Source organism: Cuspidothrix issatschenkoi CHARLIE-1 (assembly GCF_002934005.1).
Lineage (GTDB): Bacteria > Cyanobacteriota > Cyanobacteriia > Cyanobacteriales > Nostocaceae > Cuspidothrix > Cuspidothrix issatschenkoi.
On the sequence record NZ_PGEM01000162.1, the window covers coordinates 1 to 12889 of the forward strand.

Genomic DNA, 12889 nt, shown 5'->3' on the forward strand with positions numbered 1-12889 from the left:
AAGCAGATATAGAATTGACTCGTCAGTTATTAGCCGGCGCGGAACTCCTAGCTATTCCCATTTTAGACCATTTAATTTTAGGTAATGGCACTCACCAGAGTATAAGAGAAATTACAACTTTATGGGATGAATGCCCTCAACCAGATTGATACAGCAGAGGTTTTGGCAAATGGAGTCTCAAAACAGTTGCATTTTTCCTTGTCGGGTCGGATATGAGAAATTGAGGATATCCAGATAGTTGAAACTGTTCCCTGTTCCCTGTTCCCTCTCATCACAGACAACTTTTTCAGCAACCCCTAATTATTTAGAATGTAAAAGCTGTTCTGAGAACACCAACTACTACATCAGGATTTCGATCATCGTGATTAGGTGCTGTCAGCCAAATTAAACCGGGAGTAATAGTCATGTGGCTGTTAATCCGATGGGTATAAAAGGCTTCAATATGAAATCCAGTGCTGCGATCGCTTCTTTGTTCAGGTGCTAAACCCAATCCTGTAGCAATAGCTGCATTACTTGTGCTAATTAACCTTGGTTGCATCCCGAAAATAATTCCCGCCAAATTACCCTTTTTACCCAAATCATACATCCCTAAATTAAAGCGATAGGTGAGTACACCAGCATCCCCCTGAGTTCCCGTTCCTAAAGCACGGGCAAAACTACGACCTACAGTAGCCCCAAATTCAAAAGTTGGGGAAATGCGGTAACTCATGGAAGCCACATAGGTATTAGCTACCACTGGACCCACGCTTGAACCTGGAATCACACTTGGATTTGGACCCCGCACTGCCGCAGCTGTACTACCACTCCAAGTATCAATCCCCTCTGCGGGAGAGTAACTGTGGATAAAAGAAGAAGACAAGCGGAAATTATTAATCCTCAACATCGGTCGAATAGAAGCCAGATAACCATTACCACCGCCAAAAATTCCCTGGGTAGGATCATTAGCATTCCGTTCTCGACCAGCAGCCAAATCTAAACTAAAAGACTGACTAGGTTGCCATAACAAACCAATCCCACTGCGAGTAAAAATAGGAGAAGCCAAAGGGTTTTGCGCCGCAAAATCAGACACCGTACCGGTGACAGGCGAACCCAAAGCATTCACAGACTCGCTTAATACCCTTGTCCCAGAAGTAGGATTAATAAAAAGTCTCAGATTTTTAGCAATTGGTAACTGATATCTCAGGGCAATCATTCTTAATCCCGTTCTGGGATCTCGAATTTGTCCAGAAAAACGCGCTTCACCATTGCCACCAGTTTGAAACTCTCCTTTCAAATTATCATCTAGCAAAGAGATCGTTAAACTATCTTTTCCCGTGAAGCTAGTGTTCAAATTCAGAATAGCTTGATAGCCTAAAGTAGCCTTATTATCAGTCCCTTCCCCTTCTGCAAAAACATTTCCTAAATAGGTCAAAACCCGACCACTTAATTTAGAAGTCGTAGAAAATTGATTTGCTTCTAACTCAGTAGTTCTGGCTTCTACAGCATCTACCCGTCCCTGTAAAGTTGCTAGTTCTGCGGAAAATTCTGTTTGCAACTTTTGAATTGTCACTAAAGTTTCCTTACTGCTTGCATCACTAGCAGCAGTGGCAATTAATTCATTAACTCGATCCAAACAAGCATTTAAACCGGCTGCAAACTCGTATCGTGACAAAGCCCGATTACCACGAAAAATACCATTCGGATAACCTGCTATACAGCCATAACGTTCTACCAATGATTGTAAAGCTTGAAATGCCCAATCGTTTGGCTGTACATCACTAAGTTGAGATACAGAGGTGACTTGATCCATCTCCCCAGTTGCCGTAGTTTCAGAATATTGGGGATTTTCCAAAATAGGGGGCTGCTCTTGAGCTAAAGCCTGTATTTGTCCTAGTATGCTGATAGTAGATATAGTTAAAGATGCTACTAACATCTTGTACAAAATTTTATTCATCTAAACCTCCAGGAGACCCCCACCAAAACTGTACTCAGTTTGGTGATGGGAGGAATGGAGGGTTAATTGTGAAACGTCCCTGGAGTAATTTTGTGCGCCAGCACAAACAATAAAAGGGACAGTTGAGCAATTAACAAATCTTTGATTTTCCATATTCGTAACGGTCTTTGTGAATTGATTTACTGGATTAATTAGGAAAGAGTGGTCTTTTTTGAGTGTCTAAAACAAATACTTTGGACATAATATTTTGCTCCGAAGAGCCTCCCATTTCTGGGGTAATGTTAGCTTCGACAATGTTAGAGGTCGGTAACTATCTTAAAAGCACTGGTTTAACCCTTAAGCCTGTTTAACTTTTAAGTTCTAGAGCAGGGAACTAGCTACGCATTCCCTGGTAGGTCTTTAACTCTTACCTCTAACGTAGTTCCGTTAAGAACTCAGTCTGGTCAACTAGGCTTTTACAAGCCCTCACTTACCCGAAGGGAAGTGATGGGTGGTTGACGGCGCTCATTGACACTCCTCACATCTATCAAATTGTACAGTATTACCTATGGTGCTTTTATGAATAAAAAGTGATAAATTTCTTAAAAAAGGGTTTCTAGAGGACAAACTCGGTACGTGTTTAAAAGGGTATTTGAGAAGTTATAGTTGATGTATCAAATATTTTTTACCCCACCCTAACCCTCCCCTTGTGAAGGGGAGGGAACAGGATTTTCACTATTTCCCCCCCTTGATAAGCTACGGTGTACACACAATCGTTTTGTGCTTATTTAGCCCCCCAAAATTGGAGGTTAGGGGGCATTAAAACCCTATTAGGCAACCTGATGAGAATTCTGTTCTTCCAGAAGATAGAGATAATCTTATATCTTGAGAGAGTGTAAATATTAGCCATATTTCCTCATACTTTGGTTAATAGTAACATTGACTATCGTTATGAATAAAAACATAAAAGAACAAATTCAACAAGATTTGCTGCAAGCTAAGGCAACAGGAGAATTAAAAGCAGAAAATATTCGAGAAATAGTCAAATCTGCTATGTCTCAAGTCGGTTCAGAATTTCAAGCAGGTTCACAGGAAGTGGGTAATTTAGTCAATGATGCTGTTTCTACAGTCATTGATAATGTCCAAGAAAAAGGTAGTGAGCTTAAAGAAGTGGTAGTAGCTGCCATTGAAGGTGCAATGGAAGCTATCAATATTAACAGACATTCATCTATTGTCAAAACCCACGCAGAAATCAAGCAACTTCAAGCAAAATTAGATCGGGAAGAAGAACAACTACAAGCAGAAATTGAAGGAGTTTTAACAAACATAGTAGATACCAGTCAAGATAAATCTACGGATACAAAAATTGCTATTGATTCAGCAATTGATGCAATTAAAGATAGTGAGGAAGTGGGATTATTAAAAAAACGCTATGCACAATTACAAGCACAATTAGCAATTGTGAGAGCAAATTTATCTGCACGCTATAGCGGAGGTGGTCAACAGGTTGAAGAGTATTTAAATGAAGCCAGACAATGGTATGATAAATCCCATTCTCAAGCTGAATCTGTAAGTTTACAGGTAAAAGAAAAATATTCCTTTCTTGAACAACAGTTAGCAAATGCAGGTGCAGCATTAGCGCAAAAAGAACGCCAGTTAAAACAAAATTTGCGAGATTTACTATTAGCCACTGCTGATTTATTCAAAGATAAAGAAATTACGGATCAGGATATTCGTAGTCACTAACCGCAGATTAAACAAGCTTTTTAGAGGTTTTTAATTGTTTCCTTAGATTATTGAAAAATCTCTTTATTTCTTCACTATTCTCTATTCCCTATAAATGATTTTGTTGGGTTGCGCTGTCGCTTAACCCAACCTACTTTTTTAGAAATCAACAAATTGTTAATAACTTCCTTCCTCTCGATTCATGTTTTCTCCATGTTTGACAATTACCCATACTGCATGAATACTACCAGGAAGCCAACCCAGCAAGGTTAACAAAATGTTAATTAACAATGTTGGACCAAATCCAACTGTGAGAAAAACCCCCAAGGGGGGTAGAAATACACCGAGAAGTATACGTAATAAATTCATGGATTTTTCCTAATTTGTAAATTGGATTTAATTGCTGGTGGGCATTGCCCACCCTACGAAATAATAATACCTATTGCGTGTGAGTATCTTGGAATTGAAAACCTTTTTCGGCGAAGTATTTACTTAAAAAGGTATTAACTAAAGACAAAACTATCGGACCAAGAATAAAAGCGATCAATCCTCGAACTTCAAAGCCTGGTGCTAAAACCGATGCTAACCAAAAGCAAATTCCGTTGAGAATGAGAGAAAATCCACCCAAGGTGAGATAGGTTAGAGGTAAAGATAAGATCGTGAGAGTCGGTTTAATTGCACTATTAACCAAACCAATGATCATAGCGGCAATTAACGCTGAGGGAAAATTAGCAATATTTACCCCTGGAACAAGTAAATCAACAATGAGTAAACTTAAAGCTGTAGCGAGTGCGATGAAAAAATATCCCCACATTGTTTTACCTCAGAAATAGAAATAAGTAGGTTAGCGTTAAAAATTGTCGTTGGGGCAAGGGAACACTTCGACAGGCTCAGTGCAGCTCGTTTTGGGCGATTTTACTTTTCTTCACATACCTTTAATTTTTCCGGTTCACCTACTTATCTGTGCTATTACTATTTTTAAAATATGAATAAATATTTAACATCTTTTTTTAGGGGTAATTTCTATCTATCGGAAGTTATATATTAGGAATAGGGAATAGGGAACAGGAAAATTTTCTTCTTTCTTCCTCCCGAACTCCTGTCAGGGCGAACGGCCGTTCGCCCCTACTGAACTCCTTAATTATTACTTCCTAGCAGGAACAAACTAATTAATGTCCCGCTATTCCAAAGACTGTGGAGTAACATAGAGGAAAGTAAATTGCGCGATCGCGTGTAAACTATTCCTAAGACCATTCCTAAGGCTGTTAATGGGAGTATTTCTGATAAACTCAGGTGAGCAGCCGCAAATAATAAACTACTGATGAAAATTGCTCCCCAAACAGAGGTATAACGAGTTAAAGATGGTAATAAAAAGCCACGAAACAGAAATTCCTCAAAAAATGGTGCAGCTATGGCGGCGGTAAAGAAAAATATCCCCAAAGCAATATTATCCTGGTTTTCTAATGCCATTTGTAAGAGTGAATTACTACCGCCTTGTCCTTGCCATAATTTTTGATTAATTAAGGATACTATCACCACAATAGGTAAAGCACTGCAATAGCCACCTAACCCCCATAAAAACCAATTACTCAAGAAATTGAAGCTAAACCAGTTTTCAGGAAGGGGGAAAAAACGCTTAATAGAAAAATACAGAACTGATAAAGAACCGCAAGCAACTGATAGATAGGTAATTAAAACAACAAAAGCACCAATTCTGGAATTATTGGGATCACGAGGGATAGGTAGCAAAGATAATAATTCTGGTACAAATAATTGCCCCATTAGTAAAAAACCGAGGACAAAAACCTGAATGATTATTTCCCAATTCCAGGGAGTTGACCACACTAAATTCCCATTGGTGGCTAATAGAGATTCTTCACCTTTAAACAAGCGTTGAATCAATAGAATAATTAGTAAAATGAACCCGATTAAGGCTGATAAACTAGGAATAGTAGCAATTATTGTTAATTTTAACAATGCTTCGGTTGCTGCTTCTTGTTCAGCTATTTTCAGAGATAATAAGGCTTCTGGACGTTGTTGAATTTGATATAATTGCGCTAGGGCTGTAAAGCGAAACCAACTATCTAAATTTTGTTGAATTAGTTTTTCAGATTTGGGGAATAACTGCGGGGATTTACTCCAAATTCCAGTTAAAACTTGGGCAGTTTGTTGATATTTAGGGTCAATGTCTGGATATTGTTGTAACTGATTCCAAGTTTCCACAGCTTTGTCTATTTCCTGCTGTTGTGTTTGCAAAATTCCCAAACGTAAATCTACTTCTGCTAACAGTTTTTTTTCTATCTGAATAGACTTTTGTAAACTTTTTTCCTGTGGAGAAATTGACTTAATATTTGAAGATTCTATTTCAGTTAGTTTCTTCTTATTTGTTTGCAAACTGGTTTTAACAGATTCACTAGCTTGTTGATATTGCTTGACCGCGCTTTCTAGGGGATTTGCACCAAGAATAGATTCTTGAATTTTTTGAATGTTTTGGTCATTAGTGTCTTCTGGTTGCCAGGCTTGAGCTTGTAAAATCAGATTTGTTTGGTATAATTCCAAACGACTTTGAAATTGGGGTTTTTGCCAGCTACTCAATAGTGATGCACCGGAGGATATCATTGCTAATAAAGTTAGCCCAATTAACAACCATCGTTTAATTGTCATTCATTTGCCTTTAAATTAAGAATACAAACTGTATTATAATCTAAGGTAGAGGATAATTAAAAATAGGTTCCATAGAACTCATATTTGATTTTTGAAAAAAATTAGGTATTGTAGGGTGTGGTTCGGCAAGCTTACCAACCCAGACTACATAAATCCTATCAACAAACAGAGTTGTCATATCTGACGCACTCTACGTATCTTTTCATAAATCAAATATTGTACATTAAAATCTAAAATTACCAGTCAATTAGCAATTAGTAAGATGTTTTTTACAAATTCTTTAGAAAATCAACTTCAGCAGTGGGATAATACCATTAAAAGTCAGCCGAATAATGCTAATGCTTATGTTAGACGAGGAATGGTTTATTTTAAATTAGCTAACATTGAGGCATCTATTCAAGATTTTGATCAAGCCGAAAAATTAGATCCTAATATTACTCCCTATCTTTGGCAACGCGGGTTAAGTTATTATTATGTAGAACGATTTGCTGAAGGTGCAAAACAGTTTGAAAGAGATTTAACTGTTAATGCTCAAGATGTGGAGGAAACTGTCTGGAGATATCTTTGCATAGCTAGATTATCAGGTGTGATAGAAGCCCGTAATACTTTATTATCTGTGAAAAATGATCCTCGAAAAATCATGGCAGCAATATATAATTTATTTGCAGGTCATTGTACAACAGATGATGTTTTGAATGTGGGAAAATTGGCAGGATTAAAAGGTAAGTTTTACAGTCATCTGTATTTAGGTTTATATCATGAAGCTGAAAATAATTTGCAGTTAGCACAAGAATATATAGTTAAAGCTGCGGATGAGTACAAAATTGATGATTATATGTGGTACTTAGCTGTAGTACATAAGCAGTTGCGTCAGTGGTCTTAACAAAGGCAGGAGACCGTGCGGGGGCAGAAGCTAGGAGGCAATTTTTGTAACGGGGATTTATACCCTACTGGTGAAAACTTTGGGGGGAAGTCTGGTTTTAGATCCGATTGTTTCGATAACACAAATTGCTGACTACAATAATTAATAGTTAGAATTAGGAGCTATCTTTAGTGTCTGAAGAGACTAAGAACCATTGTTTCGTGGTTGGTATTGGGGCTTCTGCGGGAGGACTACGAGCCTTGGAGGAGTTTTTTGATAATATGCCCGCCGATAGCGGTGCAGCTTTTGTGGTGGTGCAACACCTCTCTCCAGATTTTAAAAGTTTGATGAAAGAACTGCTAGAACGTCGTACTCGCATGACAGTGAAGCGCGTACAGAGTGGAATGCAGATTAAACCGAATACAGTATATTTAATTACACCTCAGAATAATTTAGTTGTTAATGATGGAACTTTAGAGTTAATTCAGCAAAGTGAACCACCGAGACAACAACCTAATTTTCCCATTGATATTTTTTTAGATTCCCTATCAAGAGATAGTGGGGAGCAAGCAATGGGTGTGATTCTCTCAGGTACGGGAAGTGATGGTACAAGAGGAATACAAAGTATTAGTGAGTCGGGTGGGTTAACCTTTGTTCAGTCACCTGGGACAGCAGAGTTTGATGGGATGCCCCAAAGTGCGATCGCTACAGGTATTGTAGATCAAGTTCTGCCACCGGCGGAAATGGCACGGACGATTTATGAAATCATTCAAATGCAGCGCCAAGGGGCGACTTCAGGTGAATCATTACTGCCAGAATTAGAATCAGAGAAACTCCGCGCTATTATTCAAATTCTCAATCAATACGAAAAGCTCGATTTTTCCTATTATAAACCCAGCACTCTCAGCCGTCGCATTTATCGCCGTTGTTCCCTCAGTGGACATAATCTCTTAGATGAATACGTAGAATATTTAAGAACCTCCAGCGAAGAACGGGCGCTGCTACGCGATGATTTAATGATTGGGGTGACAAGGTTTTTCCGTGATTCAGCAGCCTGGGACTACTTAGATAAGGAAGTCTTACCCGAATTAATTAGCCCTTTGGAAAATGGTCAACAGTTAAGGGTGTGGGTAACAGCTTGTGCGACCGGTGAAGAGGCTTATTCCATGGCGATTTTAATGGATGAAGTCATCAACCGTTTAGGTAAACAACTGAGTGTCAAGATTTTTGCCACAGATATTGACGCAGCCGCTTTAAGTAAAGCAGCAGAAGGCATTTATCCTGAAAGTATTAGTATTGATGTTTCTCGTAAACGCTTAGAAAAATATTTTACCTTTCGTAACCGTAATTTCCATGTGTCGCGGGCGTTGCGGGAAATGATTATTTTCGCTCCCCACAACTTGGCGAAAAATGCGGGATTTACGCGTATGCACTTGATTAGCTGCCGTAATGTTCTAATTTATATGCAGCCAGTCTTGCAGCAGCACGTCATGAGAATGTTGCATTTTTCCTTGATGCACAAAGGCATTTTGTTGTTAGGTGCTGCGGAAACACCAGGGGAATTAATTGAAGAATTTAGTCCCTTATATGAAAAATTCAAAATTTATCAAAAACGGCGAAATGTTCGTTTACCAATATCAAATCAAAATTTAGAATATATAACTCCTGTTGTCTCCCGCCCTAGTCAGGGACGACGCGGCACAGTTCAGTTTGACCCGGCGTTAGCAGCAGCTTTTAGTGCCTTTGTTCGCCGCAGACAATGTACCTGTCTTCTAGTGAATGATGATTTAGAACTGTTTCATGTAGTTACTGATACCGTGGAAATCATGCAAGTTCCAGAGGGACAGATGACTAGGGCGATCGCAGATTTAGTCCCACAAACTCTGAAACTACCGATTAATACAGCATTACATCGTGCCAAACGGGAGCGTAAACCCGTGATGTATGGGAATATTCACTTAAATCAGGGCGATCGCATCCGTAGTGTAAATTTAGAAGTTACCTATCATACGGGAGATACCCGAATGACGGACTTCTTCATGTTAATTATTGAAAATGAAGAACGTCCTTCTCTCTCAAACCGTCCTGAACCTTTTCAGCAAGATGCAGAAGCAACTCAACGTATTATAGATTTAGAGTATGAATTGCAGCAAACTAGGGAGAATCTGCAAGCTACTATTGAAGAATTAGAAACCACCAATGAAGAGCAACAAGCAACTAATGAAGAATTGCTAGCTTCTAATGAAGAGTTACAAAGTACCAATGAAGAATTGCATTCTGTTAACGAAGAACTATATACAGTTAACACAGAATATCAAACCAAAATTCGGCAATTATTAGAATTATCTAACGACGTAGATAATTTACTCAGAAGTAGTGAAATTGGCGTAATTTTCCTAGATCGGGAATTGCAAATTCGTAAATTTACCCCAGCAGCTACTCCAGCTATTAACCTGTTAGAAACGGATGTAGAACGCCCCATCCAGCACATCACCCATAACATGAATTGTAGTAATCTACTGGAATTATTACAGCAGGTAGTAGAGACAGAACGCCCCATTGAACAAGAGGTAAAACTAAATAATACTGAAAATCATTTATTGATGCGGTTGTATCCCTATCTCAGAGATGACGGTCAAGCGGATGGGGTGGTGATTACCTTTGTCAACATCAATGAAATTAAACAAGTACAACAAGCTTTAGAACGCCGCACGGAAGAATTAGAAAAACTCTATAATACAAACCCCGTGGGGTTGGTACTCCATGACGAAGAATTGCGATTTGTGCGAATCAATGAGGCCATGGCGGAAATAAATGGTTTATCAGCTAATGCACATATTGATAAGCAACTACGGGAAGTATTACCAGATTTAGCTGATCGGGTTGAACCAATTTTACGCCGGGTATTAACTAAGGGAAAACCAATTCGCAATGTAGAGATTTCTGGGTGTACACCGGCTCAACCTAATATCCAAAGACATTGGATTGCTAGTTATTATCCTGTTAATCAACCTGATGGGGGTAAAGCTGTTAGTGCTGTAGTGGTGGAAATTACCGAACTTAAACAAGCTCAAATGGCTTTGCGTCAAAGTGAAGAACGATTACGCACTTTGATGAACTCCAGCCAAACGATCTTATTTAGTTGTCAACTCAGTGGCGATTATCAGGCTACTTTCATTAGTGAAAATGTGGAGTTGATTTTGGGTTATTCCCCCCAAGTATTTATAGATGAAGGCGGATTTTGGTATGAGTATATCCATCCTGAAGATCGAGATGGGGTATTAACAGGATTAGCGAGTTTAGAATTTGACAGCACCTACTCCTTAGAATATCGGTTACGGTGCGCTAATGGAGAATATCGCTGGTTCTTTGCCCAGTTGCGATTAATTAGAGATCAACAGGACGCGCCTTTAGAATGTGTGGGTTATTTGGTAGATATTAGCGATCGCAAAACCGCCGAAAAAATCCTCGAACAACAGGTACAAAGAGAACGATTATTAAAACAAATTACCGACGAAATCCGCCAAAGTCTAGAACCTCAAAAACTATTTGAAACTTCTGCTAACCGCATCGGCGAAGCTTTTAAAGTAGATCGCTGTTTGCTGCATACTTATGAGATTGATCCAGTAGAACATTTACCAGTAGTAGCAGAATATTTAAGTCCGGGAATAACTTCCATTAAAGGATTATTGGGGCCAATTGCGGGTAATTCCCAGATTCATCAAATTCTCCAGCAAGATACAGCGATCGCTATTGATGATGTATTTACTCATCCCTTGCTATTATCAAAAATCGAAACCTCTCGACAGATCGGACTGCAATCAATATTAGGAATTCGCACATCCTACCAAGGCAAACCCAATGGTCTGATTTGTTTACATCAATGCTATCATCCCCGTCATTGGACTAGGGAAGACATCATTCTGCTGGAATCTGTAGCCGCCCAAGTCGGCATTGCGATCGCCCATACCAAACTCCTTCAAGAAGCCAAAAAGCGGCAAATAGAACTCGCTCAACAAAATTTAGCCCTAGAAGCAGCCACAGAAAAAGCTCAAGCCGCAAGTCGTACCAAGAGTGAATTTCTCGCCAACATGAGTCATGAAATTCGTACTCCCATGAATGCGATTTTAGGATTTGCGGAACTGTTACAAAATCTTGTCAGTGATGATTTAGCGCAGAATTATCTTCAAGCCATTCAAACCAATGGCCGCACCTTATTAATTTTAATTAACGACATCCTGGATTTATCCAAAGTTGAAGCTGGGAAACTTAAACTCAACTATGAATCTGTCAATCTGCCACCTCTTTTGCAAGATATACAACAAATGTTTGTGCAAAGAGCTAAAGAAAAAGGACTGTTTTTAAATCTGCAAGTTGATCAATCCATTCCTACAGAAATATATATTGATGAAGTACGTCTGCGTCAGATTTTGGTAAATGTTGTTGGTAATGCCATTAAATTTACCGAAAGAGGCGGCATCAGTATGCGCGTCAACAGTCGGATCAATTCCAGCATCGAGAATCAGGCACATTTAGAAATAGCTATTTCTGATACAGGTATTGGTATCTCCCCACGGGATCAAATGTTAATTTTTGATGCGTTTCGTCAAAGTCAAGGACAAAGCAATCGCAAGTATGGCGGCACTGGACTAGGATTAACAATTAGCCGACGATTAACAGAAATGATGGGCGGTACAATTGAAGTCATCAGCGAATTGGGACGCGGTAGCACCTTCACCTTGATATTTCCCGAAATTACAGTTACTCAAACTACCTCAGATTCACCATCAACAAGTAGACAAAACCATGATTTAAGTAAATTTTCGGCGCTAAAAATTCTCATCGTTGATGACGTACAATCTAACCGGGATTTACTACACGCTTATTTTAATTCCACCCCCCATCAAATCATGATGGCAGATAATGGTGAGATCGCTTTGCAATTAGCCATAAAACATCATCCTGACCTGATATTACTAGATTTGGTCATGCCGCAAATCGACGGACTAGCAGTTTTGCAAACACTAAAGCAAAATTCCATCACACAAAATATTTGCGTCATCATGGTGACAGCTTCTATTCAAGAACAAGACTTTGAAGAATTACAAACCCTAGCCCAAGGCTTTTTACGCAAACCTGTCAGTCGTCAGGATCTTTTAAATGAGTTGGAACGGTTATTTCCCTCCCGGCTGTTAACAGAGTCCAAGACGAGTTCTTTATCAGACACAACCACACCCAAAATGTCGCCTCAAGCGTTAGCTAGGCTACCAGAACTGATAAAATTACTCCAGCAGGAAGAAGCATCTGTTTGGAAAACTTTGCATCAAACCCTGTTGATAGACCAATTAAGATCCTTTGCTTTGAGATTACAAAGCTGGTCAAAACAATATGAATGTCCCTATTTAGGAGAATACGCCACCATCCTCAAAAACCAAATTGATACCTTTGATTTGGCCTATCTAGCGGATACTGTGGCTGACTTCCCCCAAATTATTCAGAGATTAGAAAAATTTCTATCTTGAAAGCTGATTATAAGTAGGTTGCCATCAAAAATTGTCATTATGGCAAGGCAAGAGGTAAAATTAATTTTCTTTACATATTGTGGTTATCTCATGTCTATCTACTTATCCAAATAGTTGAGCATTCCATCTATAGGGGTAAAGCGTAATACTAAACCCCTACTTTTGACTACTGATTCCCACTAGATAGGGGTTGCTGAAAAAGTT

8 protein-coding genes are annotated in these 12889 nt (G+C 39.0%); 4 read left to right on the forward strand and 4 right to left on the reverse strand.

Translation table 11 applies throughout. The features are described 5' to 3' along the window. Positions 1-149, forward strand: a 149-nt coding sequence (locus CUN59_RS18525) for a JAB domain-containing protein (protein WP_279327318.1), incomplete at its 5' end; no start/stop codon positions are given. 155 nt (positions 150-304) lie between these two features. On the opposite strand, the gene CUN59_RS18530 is transcribed toward CUN59_RS18525, so the two are convergent. Next, positions 305-1933, reverse strand: a complete 1629-nt coding sequence (locus tag CUN59_RS18530) for an iron uptake porin (RefSeq protein ID WP_104389232.1) — start codon at positions 1931-1933, stop codon at positions 305-307. Positions 1934-2863: 930 nt separating this feature from the next. Between CUN59_RS18530 and CUN59_RS18535 the strand changes: the two genes are divergently transcribed. After that, complete coding sequence (locus CUN59_RS18535; RefSeq protein ID WP_104389233.1) at positions 2864-3658, forward strand: histidine kinase; 795 nt, start codon at positions 2864-2866, stop codon at positions 3656-3658. Between the two features lie 156 nt (positions 3659-3814). Here CUN59_RS18535 and CUN59_RS18540 read toward each other — a convergent pair whose 3' ends face one another. The 3 genes from CUN59_RS18540 to CUN59_RS18550 form a co-directional block, all read right to left on the reverse strand. Further along, entirely contained in the window at positions 3815-4006 is a 192-nt protein-coding gene (locus CUN59_RS18540) for a YqaE/Pmp3 family membrane protein (protein WP_104389234.1), read from the reverse strand. Between the two features lie 70 nt (positions 4007-4076). Beyond that, positions 4077-4451 (reverse strand): phage holin family protein, encoded by a 375-nt coding sequence (locus CUN59_RS18545; RefSeq protein WP_104389235.1) that lies wholly within the window; start codon positions 4449-4451, stop codon positions 4077-4079. Positions 4452-4774: 323 nt separating this feature from the next. Then, entirely contained in the window at positions 4775-6301 is a 1527-nt protein-coding gene (locus tag CUN59_RS18550) for a CPBP family intramembrane glutamic endopeptidase (protein WP_104389236.1), read from the reverse strand. A gap of 262 nt (positions 6302-6563) precedes the next feature. Here CUN59_RS18550 and CUN59_RS18555 point away from each other — a divergent pair, with 262 nt between their 5' ends. Further along, entirely contained in the window at positions 6564-7184 is a 621-nt protein-coding gene (locus CUN59_RS18555) for a tetratricopeptide repeat protein (RefSeq protein WP_104389237.1), read from the forward strand. Between the two features lie 170 nt (positions 7185-7354). After that, positions 7355-12685 carry a chemotaxis protein CheB gene (locus CUN59_RS18560; RefSeq protein WP_104389238.1) on the forward strand — a complete coding sequence of 1777 codons (5331 nt, stop codon included), beginning with the start codon at positions 7355-7357 and terminating at the stop codon, positions 12683-12685. The last annotated feature ends 204 nt before the right edge of the window (positions 12686-12889 follow it).

What these genes read in the sequence shown, in the direction of transcription:
- CUN59_RS18530 (WP_104389232.1), bottom strand. Translation starts at nt 1,933, where the DNA reads ATGAATAAAATTTTGTACAAGATGTTAGTAGCATCTTTAACTATATCT.
- CUN59_RS18535 (WP_104389233.1), top strand. Translation starts at nt 2,864, where the DNA reads ATGAATAAAAACATAAAAGAACAAATTCAACAAGATTTGCTGCAAGCT.
- CUN59_RS18540 (WP_104389234.1), bottom strand. Translation starts at nt 4,006, where the DNA reads ATGAATTTATTACGTATACTTCTCGGTGTATTTCTACCCCCCTTGGGG.
- CUN59_RS18545 (WP_104389235.1), bottom strand. Translation starts at nt 4,451, where the DNA reads ATGTGGGGATATTTTTTCATCGCACTCGCTACAGCTTTAAGTTTACTC.
- CUN59_RS18550 (WP_104389236.1), bottom strand. Translation starts at nt 6,301, where the DNA reads ATGACAATTAAACGATGGTTGTTAATTGGGCTAACTTTATTAGCAATG.
- CUN59_RS18555 (WP_104389237.1), top strand. Translation starts at nt 6,564, where the DNA reads ATGTTTTTTACAAATTCTTTAGAAAATCAACTTCAGCAGTGGGATAAT.